The organism is Paenibacillus sp. N3/727 (assembly GCF_022637315.1).
In the GTDB taxonomy this organism is placed as follows: Bacteria; Bacillota; Bacilli; order Paenibacillales; family Paenibacillaceae; genus Paenibacillus_AQ; species Paenibacillus_AQ uliginis.
On record NZ_CP093336.1, the window covers coordinates 4,971,653 to 4,988,255 of the forward strand.

11 protein-coding genes are annotated in these 16,603 nt (G+C 47.5%); 3 read left to right on the top strand and 8 right to left on the bottom strand.

Going from position 1 to position 16,603, the window contains the following annotated elements; translation table 11 throughout:
• The 6 genes from MNQ98_RS23145 to MNQ98_RS23170 form a co-directional block, all read right to left on the bottom strand.
• Entirely contained in the window at nucleotides 1-1,188 is a 1,188-nt protein-coding gene (locus MNQ98_RS23145; RefSeq protein ID WP_241930351.1) for a cohesin domain-containing protein, read from the bottom strand.
• 12 nt (nucleotides 1,189-1,200) lie between these two features.
• The gene (locus MNQ98_RS23150; protein WP_241930352.1) at nucleotides 1,201-3,153 is read right to left on the bottom strand and encodes an S-layer homology domain-containing protein; all 1,953 of its coding nucleotides are present in this window, start codon (nucleotides 3,151-3,153) and stop codon (nucleotides 1,201-1,203) included.
• 27 nt (nucleotides 3,154-3,180) lie between these two features.
• Entirely contained in the window at nucleotides 3,181-5,427 is a 2,247-nt protein-coding gene (locus MNQ98_RS23155; RefSeq protein ID WP_241930353.1) for a dockerin type I domain-containing protein, read from the bottom strand.
• Between the two features lie 220 nt (nucleotides 5,428-5,647).
• Nucleotides 5,648-7,180, bottom strand: a complete 1,533-nt coding sequence (locus tag MNQ98_RS23160; protein WP_241930354.1) for an extracellular solute-binding protein — start codon at nucleotides 7,178-7,180, stop codon at nucleotides 5,648-5,650.
• Nucleotides 7,181-7,243: 63 nt separating this feature from the next.
• Entirely contained in the window at nucleotides 7,244-8,125 is an 882-nt protein-coding gene (locus tag MNQ98_RS23165) for a carbohydrate ABC transporter permease (RefSeq protein ID WP_241930355.1), read from the bottom strand.
• A gap of 37 nt (nucleotides 8,126-8,162) precedes the next feature.
• On the bottom strand, nucleotides 8,163-9,074 hold the full coding sequence (locus MNQ98_RS23170; protein WP_241934016.1) for an ABC transporter permease: 912 nt from the start codon (nucleotides 9,072-9,074) through the stop codon (nucleotides 8,163-8,165).
• Nucleotides 9,075-9,517: 443 nt separating this feature from the next.
• On the opposite strand from MNQ98_RS23170, the gene MNQ98_RS23175 reads away from it, so the two are divergent.
• From MNQ98_RS23175 to MNQ98_RS23185, 3 genes are all read left to right on the top strand, one after another.
• The gene (locus MNQ98_RS23175) at nucleotides 9,518-11,827 is read left to right on the top strand and encodes a helix-turn-helix domain-containing protein (protein WP_241930356.1); all 2,310 of its coding nucleotides are present in this window, start codon (nucleotides 9,518-9,520) and stop codon (nucleotides 11,825-11,827) included.
• A gap of 735 nt (nucleotides 11,828-12,562) precedes the next feature.
• Entirely contained in the window at nucleotides 12,563-13,399 is an 837-nt protein-coding gene (locus MNQ98_RS23180) for a YitT family protein (protein ID WP_241930357.1), read from the top strand.
• Between the two features lie 190 nt (nucleotides 13,400-13,589).
• Nucleotides 13,590-14,321 (top strand): MORN repeat-containing protein, encoded by a 732-nt coding sequence (locus MNQ98_RS23185; protein ID WP_241930358.1) that lies wholly within the window; start codon nucleotides 13,590-13,592, stop codon nucleotides 14,319-14,321.
• A 91-nt stretch (nucleotides 14,322-14,412) separates the two neighbouring features.
• Here MNQ98_RS23185 and MNQ98_RS23190 read toward each other — a convergent pair whose 3' ends face one another.
• Together MNQ98_RS23190 and MNQ98_RS23195 are read right to left on the bottom strand one after the other, a co-directional pair.
• On the bottom strand, nucleotides 14,413-15,105 hold the full coding sequence (locus MNQ98_RS23190; RefSeq protein ID WP_241930359.1) for a copper homeostasis protein CutC: 693 nt from the start codon (nucleotides 15,103-15,105) through the stop codon (nucleotides 14,413-14,415).
• Nucleotides 15,102-16,586 (bottom strand): leucyl aminopeptidase family protein, encoded by a 1,485-nt coding sequence (locus tag MNQ98_RS23195; RefSeq protein ID WP_241930360.1) that lies wholly within the window; start codon nucleotides 16,584-16,586, stop codon nucleotides 15,102-15,104. Before MNQ98_RS23195 ends, MNQ98_RS23190 begins: the two co-directional genes overlap by 4 nt.
• Nucleotides 16,587-16,603 lie beyond the last annotated feature (17 nt).

The window sequence follows — 16,603 nt, forward strand, 5'->3', positions numbered from 1 at the left end:
TTAGTTTTTCATCACTTTAAGAGCAACTAAGCCAACATCCGTGATATCGATAATTCCATCCCCATTCAGATCATAGTGTTGAATAGCTCCATCCGGCTTCTTATCTACGTTTTTTCCGATCAGCAACAAATCAACCAGATTCACCACCCCGTCGCGGTTCAAGTCTTCCTCACTATCCATGATTGTAATCCTGGCTTTGACATCACTCGGCAGCAGGACAAGATCTTGATCAACCTGGGCATTAATAGGTGCAAGAATAGAGTCTCGCTGAATAGTAAGCGTTGTATTTCCTGTCTGGTTCAGTACCTGGAATGTTATATTCGCGATGGTCTTATTACCGTTTAAAGAATGGTTTTTGAGTTGAGAAGCTATAATCCGAAGTTTTCCATTTTGATCCTTCCAAGTCAGAAAAGCCTCCTGACCATCTTCAAATTCGGGATCAAGCTTAACCTCGGTAACCTTCAGAGCCTTTGTATCATAGGTGAGACTCAGGTCAGCCGCATAAAGATTCACGGCATCATTTACCGAAATATTTACCGTAACCGGTTTGTCTTTCGTTGTTGAAGCAGGTGCGAGCAGCGAAAGACTCATATCCTGCTGTTCATAGGTCAATTTGAAGTCATCATAATAAGCGACCGCGGTAAAAAAATTACTAAGTGATGCAAAGACGGATGCATATTTTGCGTTTTCAGGTGCAATCCCCTTTACCTCGCCTTTAAACCACTCATTTTTAGGACTTCGATAATGGAATAAAGCATCAGCGCCTACCTGCTTATTATTCTCATCATAAAAACGAAGGAGCAGTGTTGCCGCTACGGTAGGTTCTTCAAGATACATCATTGCAGAAGCAGTGTATTCTGTTCCCGGTTTGACTGGCAAGAGAGCGCTCTGAATGATTGCTCCTCTTGTTGTTGATGTATCTCTAAATCTCACGCTGCTTTTCCCCGAATAAGCGCGGTCAGTTGTCACTTCATAGTAAGCATCTTCATAAGGCTTCCACAAAGGTGTCCATCCCGGTATAACAGAATCGATAACCTCTTCTTCAAATCCGGCATTTGGAATTTCAATCTCTTTTGTTTGGAATCCACTCGCAGCATCAGCCGTTGGAGCATCAGTGACAGTGAGCACCGTTGTCATCAAGAGAATAAAAGCGGTAAATATAATCAACACTTGCCGTAAAAGTTTCAATAGACTCCCTCCTTATATTTGGTTTAGCCAGCGAAGCAATATGATTGCCGCTTCTGAACGGGAAGCATGTTCCTTTGGAGAATAGTGATGAAGTGCATTACCTTTAATGAATCCTTTTTCCTTAGCGGAATAGATGGCTTCTTTCGCCCAGCTGCTAATCTGATCATCATCCCGGAATTTGTTATGGCCTTCTGAAACCGCGGATTTTCCGGCAGCGCCGGTTGCATTCATCAGCATAACGGCCATTTGCTCCCGGGTCAGTTTCTCATTAGGTTGGAAGCTATTGCCGTTCCCTTTGACGATTCCCGCTTTCCAGGCAGCATACACTTCTCCGGTATACCAAGCCCCCGCTTTCACATCCTTAAATACATTCGGTGTATTTGTTGGAACCTCAAGATTCATCGCTCTTACCAGTAACGAAGTGAATTCAGCGCGCGTTATTTCTTGGTTAGGTGAAAATTTCCCCTCCCCTGTTCCGAACATTAAATGCTTCGCTGTTAATGCTTCAACGGCGTGTTTTGCCTCGTTATATAATTTCTGAATGTCTGTATAATCCACGGAATATTCCATAATCGCATAAGTACCCGGTTTATTGACTCCAAGCTCATACAGCCCATTCGTCTGCTTGGCGTTCCGCATGTATTTCCAAGAACCGGTTTGCTCGTCCCACTCATAAACGCCCAGTTTATGAAGCTGTCCATCAACTGCTTTGAATGGAAGGACAAGGCCCATGATACCCGGCAATTGAGTAACAGATACGTTCTCAGCCCCTGCCACCGTCGACACATCCAGGTTATAGGAAACAAGATGACGCAGTTCATTGCTGTATCCTTTAACCGTTGATGACGAGGAAGAAAGACTTATCCGTACAGCACTTTTCTTCGGAAGCGATTCAGGATAAACCTTCACCTTACTCTGTCCCCACTCCAATACCATCGTCATTCCGTTTTTTTCTAACAGCACCATTTGTTCTGGCGTCATGTGAAGTGACGTCGCCGGTTTTGTATTTGAAGCAAGCGGTAAGATGATAAGCTTGTCTCCTTCTGTTTGCAGGCCAAGCCTCTTGGACAGTGCTAGCAGATCCGATATTGATTTCACGGCAAACTGCAAGGATTCATCGTTTATTGTGGCAGATCCGTCTGAGGAATCTGTTCCCAGGGCTACACTCCGTTGAAGATCTTCGATCAGTTTCTTAAACGTGGCTTCCCACTGCGTCCGCTTGTCGACCGAGAAAGAAGGGATTTCTTTGGCAAACAAGCTGCTGACCGCAGATACCGCCTCTTTCAACTGACGTTTATTAAGCATTTGTTCAATTTCCTTGAGAGCCTTCGTTAAATCACCATGTGCTGTATTCTGACCCCCAGGGTTTACCGGTGTGCTTGGAGATGAGGGAGTATCGGGATTTGAAGGCACGCCTGGATTCGTGGAACCCTGGACGGATATGCTCAATGGACCCTGAACGATCATTGTAATTGCCTTCAAATCTTTCAATCCTGCTTCATTCTTAAAAGACTCCGTTGAAACTGCCTTTATCTCTAGCAGCTCGACAGTTGCCTTACCCGCCTCATGAGCGGTAAAGCTTAGTTCAGCGATGTCTAGAGCAGGTACTTCTGACACATTTGACACTTGCTCCCGCAGCAGAGGCAGGAGAACCGTTCCATTATCGGCATCTGTCTTCTTACCGCCAAAATCGTTATATCCACCAACCGCTACAGCTTCTTTCAATGCCAATTTTGATGCATCATACTTCACGCGGAACTGAATACCATATAAATCTGTAACATGGTGGACCGAAACTTTTATTTTCACCACATCACCTTTGGATACTGTAGAAGTTTCAGCTTTTAGTGAGATAACGCTTTCATTTCCTCCTTTAGTAACAGCATCCGCCTCAGCTGGGGAAGCAACTGCTATGATAAGGCACAGCATAATAGCAGGTATGGTGGTTCGCATCCATTTCATCATTGATCTACCCTCTCCTCATTCTTGGAATCAATTCTCCATCATCGATAAGCCTATTAATCCGACATCTGTCACATCTATCATTCCGTCTCCATTCATATCTAAATAAGAGATTGTATCCGAAACAGGACTGCCAGTATGTTTTGCAACCATCATTAAATCGAGGAGATTGACCTTACCATCGCCATTCACATCTGTGGAAGGTTTAGTTCCGGGTTGTTCTGTTCCGCTATCATTGACTGGAATCATTTTTAGACGGGTTCCTTCAACATAATAGATGTTTCCATCATCTCCGATGGTCATATAGTTGGTTTTAGGACCAGTGTACACAACTTCCATCGTACTGATATCGAGCACTGTTATCTTTCCGTATAGATCTGTATATAACAGTCCATCTTGTCCCCATCGAAGGTGAATAGGATTCCACATGCCGTAATTTTGCGCTTCCGGATATATTGAAGCTTCTTTCTCAATTTCCAGCGTTTCCGGGTTCACCGCAAAGATGATTCCGTCTGCCGCTGCCCAGAGCAACCCGTCAGGACCAAAGGTTAAACCGCTGATCATAACCGGCTTTTTAAGAGCAGTTGCCAGGTCTGGAGTAAATTCGGTTAATTTGCTATCTGTTACCGTATCCCAGACAAACATTTTAGCCTCGGTTGCTGTAGGTTCTACGCCAAGTCCGCCATGAATACTTGTGGATCCATAAACCTTTCCGTCTCTGTATGCCAGACCGACAATGCTCTGGTCCTCGACAACATTTCTGTAAACCGAATATGTAACCGATGTAACAGAGGCAGGCTCGTAAGTAACTAATGAACCTCCAAGTTTACCGTATAAAGGCACCGTTCCGAAAAACACTTTGTCATCCCCTGCCGCAAACACATACGGCCGATCCTGTTCTTCACCAATGCTGAACTTGTAAATCGGATTTTCATTTGGCTTGATAGGAAGGTCAGGAGTGAGTTCATGGATCTGAGCGCCAGGGTATATGCCAATATAAAGCTTATCCCGGTAGGCCCCCATACTCTCCGCCTGATTCATTGTAAACATTTCGCGGGACTTGGTTACCGGATTATAACGTGCACCATTTGCGCTAGGATAAGCACTCATGTACAGATTCCCGTCTGGACCCTTTTCAAGAATATGGAGAGGTGCACTTTGCCCTTCCACAATTGGATGAAGTTCTTCACGAACGCCTTGTTCAGGCTGCATCAAAGTGACAATTCCATTGAATTGGATGCTGGCTAGTTTCATATTTTGAATGTCTGAACCAATCCAACCGGAATTTTTCATAGACATGACCTGGGAAATGCCCGTATCTCTCACTTCATGAGAGGTAAGATCAAAGGACACTAGTTTTTGGCTTTTCAAAAAATAAACTTTTCCGTTCAGTTCAGGAGATACTTTAACACCGTCAAATCCATCTACAGCAGCGTCAAGCCACTCCTTCTTGACCAGATCATAGATAATCAACTGCTTTATAGAACCGCCTGATAAATGGGCAAACAAGTAGTCTCCCGCCACATCAAGATTGTAAACAAACGGATAATCACTTACGCCCGGTATTGGTTTCAGCGGAATTTCTTCTTTCGCGCCACTTGTCGGATCCATCTTAATCAAATGTCCGGTTGAGCCTGTGCCAGCATAGATCGATCCGTTATGGTAAGCCATTGACCGAACATATTGTTGTCCTTCAACTGCGCTGCCGAAATTAATAAATTGTTTTTGAGTAACATCATACTTAAAAATTTTCCCGCCAGGAAAAGTTCCTCCATATACGTTCCCATCATCATCAAGTGTCATAGACCAGATGCCACCTTCTCCTGGTATCGGCGTTCCCAGCTCTTCAATCTTCCCGCTTGATGAGTCATAACGATACAATATGTTGGAGGTCGACCCCACGTAAACGCTTCCATTTTTATCCGCCTTATGTACCCATGCCTGTGCACTGCCCTTCAGTGGTAGTGTATCTACGATTTCATAAGTGCTAAGATTGATTACGTTCAGCACTGCGGGTGTACCGCTCACTGTTGTATACATATAATCATTGCCATTAACCTTGTTATACGCACTATCGAAAATGCTGATCTGTTGTATCGGAGATCCCAGATCAACCGGCTGTCCGAATGTGGTATCGGTGTTGCTTGCTTCTGCTCGTCCGGAACTGCTCAAAAACATAGAGATTGGAATAAGTACCGATAGACACCAGAGCATTGATTTCCGAAATAAGGAATACATCATTTCATCTCCCTTTCTCACATTAGTATTCTGTTTCATCTGCTTTTCCCCAATAACACTCCTTTCACTATTGTTAGATGTTTCGACTTCACATTCATTGGTGTACATTTTGATAGCTGACTTTAATACTAGTAGAGCCTAATTATAACTGTCAACGATTTTACATTTACAGACTTTTTAAGGACACAATATCAATACCTGTGTGTGCAAAAAATACAAAGAGGAGCGCCAAACTATGGCACTCCTCTCTATCAATTACTTACTTCGCAATCTTCTTCTCATATTCCTTGTTCATTTCTTCAGTAATGAGCTGCAAGTTTTTATCCTGCTTCAACTGCTCGATGAATTGATCGTACGCCTCGATCGTCTCTTGGCCGATGATGACCTTCGTACGTATGTCAGCGACTTTCTTCTCAATCTCCGGATAGAGACGGTTATATGCATCTGAATACAATCCTCGCGCTGGCTCCGGCACCGCAATCTTCTTGCGTTCGTTCACGATCTGCACGTTGCGCTCATACAAGTCGTCCGGCATGCCGACTTCGCCGATCGACATTTCGTCACTGATGAGATGGAACAAGCTCGACATATTGCCATCGCCCACCATATCTTTTTTACCCTGTTCCGTAAGTACTTTCTTTCCATTTTCCTCATTGTAGTGAACACCTTGCATGCCATGATACAGCATAACGTTACCTTCCGGACTGTTGCCATAATCGAACACCTCAAGAATCTTCTTCACTTTCTCTTCAGGCACTTTCTTCGGAATGAGATACACCCCATAATACGACGAGCCAGATGGCGTAAATTTGTAGCCGTTCGGGTTCTCTAAATACGCAGTTGGAATAAGTTCAGCTTTCGGAATCGCATCACGGATTACCTTACCGTGTCCCCATACCGCATTCATCGAAAAGTCACTCGCACCCACCTTGCCGCCGCGCACGAGATCAACGACTTGGGAAAACTTCATAATGGCAAAATCTTTTGGTAACAGCCCCTCGTCGAATGCCTTTTTAATCCAGAGAAGCGCGTCGCGGGATGCATCCTCTGTAATGACTGGTACAAGCTTGCCATCCTTCAACTTCCAGTTGCCTAATGTTTCGTTATAAATGCCGTACATGAAGAGAAGCGAAGCTGGTGTCGTTGCGTAAGGGATTTCATCTTTCTGACCATTTCCGTTTGGATCCTTGTCTCTAAACGCCACCAACACGTCGAACAACTCGTCCATCGTTGTCGGCGCCTCTAAGCTCAGCTTGTCTAACCAATCCTTGCGCAGCATCGGGAACATCCCCCCGCCATAGCTCGGATAATAGCGCGGAATGGCATAGTTTTTGCCGCCGACCTTCGAATCCTCCCACATCTGTGCGAGCTGCGGGCTGCTTAGATTCGGGTAATCCTTAATATACGGCGTCAGATCCCAGAACACTCCCTGCTGGATCATCTTCTGAAGCTGCGAGTTGTTGAGGGTTTCGACAAACGTCACGTCCGGCAGGTCACCCGAAGCAAGCATCACGTTCACTTTGTCCTGGATCGTCGTCGGCGTGAGCCACGTAATGTCGAGCTCCGTATTCGTCTTCTTCTCGAGCTCCTGCCAGAGCGGACTGCTCTTGTCCACCATATCCTGCGCGTAGTTCAGTGTCTGCATCGTAATCTTTATTGGGCCGCCTTCGCCTGCTTGACCAGACGCATTGTCCTTACCGCCGCCGCACCCCGACAGCAGCACCGAGCTTGCCAACAGAAGCAGCATCGACGTTTTGAGCACTGATGTCAACTTTTTGTGTTTAATTTGCATGTGTGGACCCTCCCCTTTTTCACCTTGTCATGGTATTTAACCTTGTGCATCCTTATATCATTATCATTCTTTGACAGAACCGACCATCGCGCCTTTGGCGAAATGCTTCTGTAAGAATGGATACACCAGCATAATCGGCACGGTCGCGATAACGACCGCCGCCATCTTGAGCGTCTCTGAAGGCATTTGACGGTTTAAGCGAAACTCCAGCCCCCCTGTTCCTCCACCCATCGTCGACGGATCCACCAACATATTCTGTAGCAGTACCTGCAGTGGCCACTTCGTCTGATCGTTGATGAACATAAGGGCGTTGAAGTACGTATTCCAATATCCGACCGCGAAAAACAGTCCGAACGCCACCAACGCCGGCAGCGACAACGGTAACATAATACGCCAGAAGACACCGATTTCATTGCAGCCGTCAATGCGTCCCGCTTCTTCCAGACTGTCCGGAATGCTGTCAAAGAAGCCCTTCATCAAAAGTACGTACCAAGCGCTCGTGAGAGCCGGGAGGATAAGCGACCACGCGCTGTCTATGAGCCCCAAATTGCGGACAATCAAGTACAGCGGCACCAGGCCCGGCTGGAACAGAAACGTCAGTAGAATAAGAAACATAATCGTTTTGCGGAACGGGAGGCGCTTTCGCGACAAGGCATAAGCCAACCCGCCCGTTACAATAAGGCTAAACGCCGTCCCCACTGTAGCGAGAAACGTGCTCATGCCAAGCGAGCTCATAAACAGACCGTTCGACAACAGATGCTTGTAGGCATCAAGCGTCCAATTCTGCGGAAACAGGATAAACGGCCGGCTGTAATACTCCGTTGGATCCGTAAAGGACAGTACAACCGTATAATAAATGGGAAATACAGTTGCCAAACTGATCAGTAGCAATAACGATACGTTGGTAATGTTAAACAGGCGGTCTTTCCAGCCTAAATCTCTCATGAAGCTCGACTCCTCTCATGCGCATTACTTTCACCCGTCAATACAGGCTGTCTTGCCCGAATTTCTTCGCTACTTTGTTGGCCGTCACGACCAGAATAACGCCGACAAGCGATTTAAACAGGCCGATGGCCGTACTGTAACTAAATTCCCCTTGCTTGATGCCGACTCGGTACACATACGTGTCGAACACTTCAGCCACATTCGACACCGCTGCGTTCATCATAAGATAAATCTGCTCGAAGCCCGTATCCATAATCGTCCCGAGACGAAGAATGAACAGAATCATAATGACGTTGCGCATGCCGGGCAGCGTAATATGCCAAATGCGGCGCATCCGTCCCGCCCCGTCCATGACGCCTGCTTCATACAACTGCGGATCGATACCAGCGATAGCCGCGAGGAAAATAATCGTACCCCAGCCGACTTCTTTCCATATGGACTGCGCAGTCAGCATTCCCCAGAAATAATTGGGGTTGGACAAAATATCTATCGTGTCATTACCCATGGAAATCATAAATTTGTTCACCAAGCCCTCGGATTGAGAGAACATGAGGAACGTCAAGCCATAAATGAGTACCCAAGACAGAAAGTGCGGAATGTAAATCAGCGACTGCACGGTCCGCTTGACGATGGCATTGCGCACTTCATTCAGCATGATGGACAAAATGATGGGTGCCGGAAAGAAGAAAATTAAATTGAGAAAACTTATGGCCAGCGTGTTGCGCAGCAGCATATAAAAATCTTCATTGCTGAAAAAACGGCTGAAGTGTTCGAATCCGACCCATGGACTCCCCGTTATACCGAAATACGGTGAATAGTCCTGAAAGGCAATAACCAAGTTCGTAATCGGAATATACTTAAAAATAATGAAGAAAATGACGCCTGGCAAAGCTAGCAAAAGTAGATACTTCTCCCGCTTGACATCCGCCCAAACGCTCCGTCGCCCCATCCGTTTAGTAGAGACAGAGCCACCCTTCTTCCCCGCGGCGGTTGCGGCGATATCTTGTCGATTCATATAAAAACCTCACTTTCATGTTCATGCTAACGATGTCATTTCCGAAACGGTTAACCACAATGTAAACGCTATCACAATTCCATGCAATTTGACTTTTTTTCCGCTCGGAGCGTCATGGTGCTCCCCATCCGCTTCAACGGCTGAAAGCCTCATCGGACAAGGCTTTTCTATGTTGCTATCGCTGTGAAGCAGGTATCAATTTCCCCGGATTGCACTTTTTTTCTGTAGCGGAAATCGAACGCACCTGTCTTGTGAAATCAATGAAAGCCTTTTCAAGCTGATTCCGATTAAGTATATTTATGATATAAACGAGTTGTACCGAAGTACAGGCATTCGTGGGAGCGACAAGGAGGAACTTATAGATGAGGCATCCTTGGATGAAGCAGTTCACACAGAAAGGAGTGTTCTATTGGCAGAGCATGGTTCTTGCCGTGCTGCTGACATCTCTGCCGATAACAGTCATTAGCGCGGCCTATTTGTATTTCGGCAATCAGCATTTGGTCAAGCAGTTTCAATTGAAGAACGAGGAAGCCCTGATGGATGCGGCCAAGCAAATCGACAATCAGTTCGGACAGCTTATCCAATACGCGGTACAGATGGTCGTGAAGCCGCATTTCAAGCCGACATTGTCCGACATGGACTTCGCCAATCGCTTCGAAGAGACGAATCAGCTCCTGGATATGCTGTCGCTCGTTCAGAACGCTGATCCTCTTATCGACCAGGTGTATTTGTATGTGGACAAGCAAGCCAAGGTGCTGCAGACGTCGCTCGGCGCCCGTACATTGGAGGACACAGTGGAGTTGAAACAGTGGCAGGCACTTATGGATGCCGACACCGGCATCTTCTGGACACATCAGTTGGATACCCCGTTCCAGCAAGGCGGCTCCACCCATGCCATCGTCATGAAACTGCCTTATAACGGCGCAACGCCGTATGGGGCGATCGTCATTTATTTGAATCCGTCAAAGCTGCATCTCTTCACCGATACGGATAAGGTGGCAATCCTGCTCGACAGCGAAGGGCACGTCATCGGCCAGTCCGATCGTGCTGCCCAATCCCCCGAAGCGCTTGATGCTATCCGCAGCAAGCTGTCTGAAGCTGAGGAAGGTAGCTTGCTGCCAGAAGGCTGGGAAGTTCCCTTGAACGGAGATGCGCTGCTCGTTAACGCCGTCACGTTCGAGAAGCTCGGCAGCGGCTGGACGTTCGTCTCCGGCACGCCGCGATCGGTTATCACTGCTCCGACCCAGGCGTACACGCACATTATTCTTATCTGTTTCTCCGTAGTGCTGGTAGCCGCTCTTGTGCTGAGCTGGTACGCAACAAGACGGATTTATAATCCGATCCGGCGGGTCATGGATATGCTTGCCGGCTGGCGGAAACCGGACACGGCCGTGCGCAACGAGCTCGATTATATCGAGCACGAGTGGAAGCAATACCGGTTCGCGAACGAGTCGCTGCAGAGCCAGTTGAATCAGTCCGTGCCTGCCCTTCGCGAGGCATTCATCAACCGCTTCGTCACCGGACAGGCCACGCACTTGACGGAGGCGGAGTTGACGTCAAAGCTGCATAACTTCGACGTGGACATCGAGGGCAAGCGATTCGCCGCCGTCGTCTTCCGCCAGCACCCGCTCGGCGAAGAGCGTACTCCTCTGTCTGACAAGGACGATGATTTACTGGCGTATGCCGCCATTAATGCCGTAGAGGAATTGTCCGAGGATGTTTCTGAATTCACGCATACACTTGCCTTCGACGATGGATCCTTCGGTGTCGTGCTCATTCTACCGCAGCCTGCATCGGAAACGGAGGGGCGGGAGTCGCTCCGCCGACTGTGCAGGCAGTATGAGCGCGCTCTACGCGACGTGCTCCGTCTAAAGGCGACCATCGTAATGAGCGGCCCGACCGAACGATGGACAGACGTGCCGTATGCTTTGGAGCAGGCGCGGCGGGCATTGCGTTATCGTGTCTTCGACGCCGCTAGCCAGCTGCTCGAAGCGGAGCAAGTATTATCTCAGCCAGAGCTGGTTGATCGGGTCCAGTTCCCAATTGAACTAGAACAGGACTTGATACATGCGCTCAACATGGGACTGGAAGACGAGGCAATGAAAGGACTCGAGCGTTTCGTTGCCGCCATGCAAGCAGGTGGAGCGGCCGAATGGCTCGTGCATCAGGGGCTGATGCGGCTTATGGGCAACATTCACCGCGCCATGCTGCAGGCCGGACATAATCCGTATGCCGTCTATGACGGCGCCCGGCTGTACGAGGAGCTGAGCGCGCTCCGCGATACGAAGGCGTGCCTCGACTGGTTCCAGAGTAAAATTATCCGGCCGTATATCGATTCGCTTACCAAGAGCTACAACACGACGATGAAGCAGCTTGTGGAAGATGTCCTTGCCCGCATTGAGGACAACTTCATGAACGAACTGTCGCTCGAGACGATTGCAGCCGAAGCGGGGGTCAGCACTTCGCAGTTGAGCCGTGCGTTCAAGCAAATGATCGGCTCTAACTACGTAGATTATGTCACGGCCTTGAAAATAAACCGCGCGAAGGAAATGCTTGTCAAGACCGATATGATGATGAACGAAATCGCGGAAGCAATCGGCTATCAGCCGTCATACTTCAACCGAACGTTCAAGAAGCTGGAGGGTATAACCCCGGGTCAGTATCGGCAGCGGCACGAGCAAACGTAGGAATAGCGGCGGAATAGGAATGAAGTTAGCAACCGGATAAGACCCGATAAACGTTCTACCCCATTGTTACATGGTGCGACTCTTGTTTCTTCTTGGCTCTCTGATGGATTGAAAAATAAGAGTTGATTGTCCTCTTACAGAAGGTCTTATACTTTGAACCAGAAGGCACCAAGAACAGTAACTGGGAGGTTTTATTCTTATGAGGTCTTTTGAAATGTTGTTAATCATCTTTAATGTCTTATTGCTCGGTTGGTTAATATTTGCTCGGAACAAGTCGCTGCGAAGCCTGCTCATTAGTTTCGGTATTTCCGCCGTATTAGTGCTAACACACGGACTCGTCGAAGGCATGCGTTGGCAGATGATCCCGGCCTATGTAATGACATTCATTCCTATCGCTTTCCTCACTATCAGGCACTACCTTAAACCGAAGGAAGTGAAAAGAAAGCATCTCCTGTTCGCCTTGTACTTATTACGACGCCAGCAGCTCTTTATTCTATCATCGCCGTGGCGCTGCCTCTCCTGCTCAAGATGCTATCTTTCATCTCGAAATACTGCTCTTCTGTTCGCTAGTCAGAATTAACTTATAATCATTTACATTAACTGCATTGTTCATTATAATGAGATTATCAAAAGAGCTGCGCAATCTATGTTTGTTTGCATAAAGCGATTAAAGGATGATTTTTTTCCTTTAATCGCTTTTTTTGTGAGTTTATTGAAGTGATGGAGGTATTTTGAATGAAAAAAAGAGCTTTTGATATGCTTATGCTGCTCATCGGAGGATTTATTTTCGCTCTGGCGGTGAATCTGTTTGTCATTCCCAATGATCTCGGAGAAGGCGGAGTTACCGGGATTTCAATCATTCTGTATTATTCATTGCAGTGGTCCCCGGCACTTGTCAGCATCGTTATCAACGGAATTTTGCTGATCATCGGATACAAATTGCTGGACAAGAGAACGACGTACTATACCATCATCGCTGTTGCTTTTAACGCCCTGTTTTTACACTTAACAGAGAACTGGCAGATATCCTCGAGCGAGCCTTTAATTAATGCTATTTTTGCCGGACTGTTTGCCGGTGTCGGGATTGGACTTATTATCAGAGTTGGAGGCACGACGGCAGGTACAGTAATTTTAGCCCGCCTCGCGAATAAATATTGGGATTGGAATGTTAGCTATGCCCTACTGTTTTTTGATCTCATCGTTGCCGGAATGTCCATCTTTGTCATTGGGGTGGAGAAGGTCATGTTTACGGTTGTCCTCCTCTATATCGGGACCAAAGCTATGGAGTTCATCATTGAAGGCTTGAATCCTAAAAAAGCGGTGACCATCATTTCGGCCCATCACGAACGCATCGCAAATCACGTTACGGAGGTCATGGATCGCGGGGTGACCGTATTACGAGGGTACGGTTATTACACCGGACAAACGAAAGATATACTCTACATTGTGATCAGCAAGCAGGAGGTTTCCAGTCTTAAAAAAATCGTTCGGGCTGAAGATGTAAACGCCTTTGTCACGATCCACGATGTACGAGATGTGTTTGGAGAAGGTTTTATTGATATTTCAAAATAAAAACCGGAAATTATCGCTGAATTCCTGGTCACCTCGATTTCCCAAGGGTTACCGAACCGCCGTTGTTGCCTGCCGTAGTAGTCTGGTAACAACGGATGGAAGCCGGGGGCCTACTTGTATATGATGCTCCCGATCCGAAAGGAGTATAATAATCTAAGACGGAATGAGAACTAAAAGGAGAATATAAACCATGAACAAAATTGCTGCTTTATCCCTGTCATTGGCGCTCTCTGCGTCACTTACAGCCACCTCGTTTGTTTTAGCTTCACCTTCTGCCGAGGCCGCTTCCTCCAAGGAATGGATACATATCTCAGAACGTATGACTTACTATGGCGATGTTGAGAATGGCCAGCCGAACGGACGCGGAACCATTAACTGGGGAGATGGCAAACAATACTCAGGTGACTTTAAATACGGTATGCGTTCCGGTAACGGAAAATATATCAATCAATATACAAAAGAAGGCGAGCAGCACAAAGTGGTATACAGCGGGTCCTGGAGCGGGGACAAAATGGAGGGTACGGGTACACTGACCCATAAAGTGACCCTAGCAGACGGCACCGTACGATGGAACCAGATTCAGACCGGCACGTTCAAAAGCAATCAGCTTCAAAGCGGTTATGACGTCATTCATGCGCTAGCCGATCCGGATTACAGTTTCAGCTATAAAAACGGTACTGAGTCACTAACCATCATGGGTAGTAATACGAACATGAAGGAAGCTTGGAAAACGGGAAGGATGTTTAGCGCGCAGTATAAAAACGGGTCTGTCAACAAGGAATACTCCTTCTTCCCAGGCGACACGAAAGCAGAGCAGCGTAAACATGAAGCGGTGCTGAAATATTTTCAAAGCATCCAATCCAAAGTTACACCGCACCTGCAGCAGTTCGAAAAATTATCCAAGCAGGTTCCATTGAAATAAGCGAGTGTGCATCTCATAAAAATAGAAGAACCCGTCTCTCCATCAGTGAAGAGGCGGGTTGTTTGGTATACCGATTAAAACCGTCAACATCTTAGTTTATTTGATGCAGCTTATCTGCTAAAGACCGAAGAAGCGGTCTGTCAATCAATCCAAGACCCCGGCGTCCTTCCCGAATCGAAGAGCCGAAATGAACCTCCTTCACACCCGTTTCTTCAATAAAGGATAGGATCCCTTCCGGCGTCAAACCGTAACCGGCAAGAATTCGAGGCCCGCCTTCCTGCGAACGTTCTACAAGCCGCTGTAGTTGTGGAACCGACTCTGGTGCAGGCGAAGGACCACCAGAAGTCAAGATACGGGAAATTTGCGGATAGACGCTAAGCACCTCATACGCCGCTAGTTGATCCAATGCTTCGTCAAAAGCCCGGTGATAGGTAACATCCAGAGGTCCCGCCTCAGCCAATAGCTTTTTCAGCGCCGGCACATCAATCGTACCCTCCAATGTCAAAGGCCCCATAACAATTCCTGCCGCTCCGGTAGTTTTAATTCGAGTTATATCTGCCAGCATCGTTTCCAAATCCTCGTCATCCATAATAAATGACCGGCTGTGAGGACGAATCATCACATTAACCGGAATATTAACTCTTTCAGTTACCCGCTCGATTAATCCTATGCTGGGGGTCAATCCCCCTTCCGTTACCGCTGTAATTAGTTCAATTCGATCCGCACCGCACTCTTCTGCAATCAAAGCATCCTGAAGCGTAGTCGCGATTACTTCCAATATCATAACAATACCTCCTTACCATTCTCGTCAAGTGTACCCGTACAATGCCGCGATAAGACATAGTCGGCGAGCAAACGCGCACCATAGCCGGTAGCACCTGATGCCGAATAGCCCGCATCCCCTTTATACTGTACGGTTCCAGCCATGTCGATATGAACCCACTTCATAGGCTTGGTGACGAACCTGCGTATAAAGAGCGCTGCGGTAATAGCCCCAGCCAGTGATGAGGAACCAATATTACTAAGATCCGCATAATCGCTATGCAGCTCCGACTCATATTCATCCATAAGCGGCATCGGCCACAGTCTCTCCCCATTTCGATCACCGATGGAAACTAGGCGTTGTGTCATGGCCTCATCACCCCATATACCCGCAATGCCAAGTCCCAGCGCTGCGCCTACGTTGCCCGTAAGCGTCGCAATATCAATCGCTTCAACCGCTCCAAGTGCTGCGGCGTGTAGCAGTGCATCCGCAAGCACCAGCCTTCCTTCTGCATCTGTATTAGCTGCCTGAACCGTTATACCATTAGGGAATGTAACGATTGAAGAAGGTAGCATAGCATGGGCATCCGGCACATTTTCGGCGACTGCGATCAACGCCACCACATTGACCTTGGCACGTTGTGAAGCAAGAATATCCATTGCACCAGCAACTGCGGCTGCACCTCCCATATCCATTCGCGCATCACTTAGATCTTTACCGCTCTTTACATTCATGCCGCCCATATCAAATGTGATTCCTTTGCCGACAAGACTTATAAGCGGCAGTGACGCATCCCCTTCATACCGGAGCTCGATCATGGCAGGTGGGTAAACGCTCCCTGCCCCCACTTTGAGAAGGCCGTTCATTTGACGTTCCGCTAATTGCTCACCGCTATAAACCGTGACCTTTACGGGTATATCCTTAAAACGAGCTTTTATCCACTCAACCATCCGGTCTGGATGCAAATAATCAGGTGTTTCATTTACGAGGTCCCTCGCAAACACAGTCCCGGCCGCCCGGATTTTAGCCGTTCTTATGACCTGCTGTAGTTCGTTCTCCGTCATCTCCGGCCAGTCTCCCGGATGAATTTGCAGGGTTACCTCCACAGGCAGTGGGAATAAGGTGCGGTATTTATGAAATCCGTACAGCCCGAGCAACCAGCCTTCCAACCAAGCTTGAATCCACTCCGATGATGTCACTGAACTGAATGAACAGCATCCGGGATCTGCCTTTCGAACGAGACAAGCCGACACCAATCCTTCCTTCTGAATCTTTCGTGCGGACAAACCTCCCGCCCGCCGTACGGTTTCCAGATCCAGCCTGTTACGTTCACCCAAACCGACAACGAGGATATCTCTATCTTCCTCACTGCGGCTGAGAAACCAAACCGTATGGCCTGCTTCCCGGTATGCATCGCGGATCGGGTAAATAAACTCTTCTTTCTGATATAACGGGTATATCTGAACATCTGTTTTCCGGTCCGCAATCAACTTAATATGCATATTTATCCCCTCCCTGC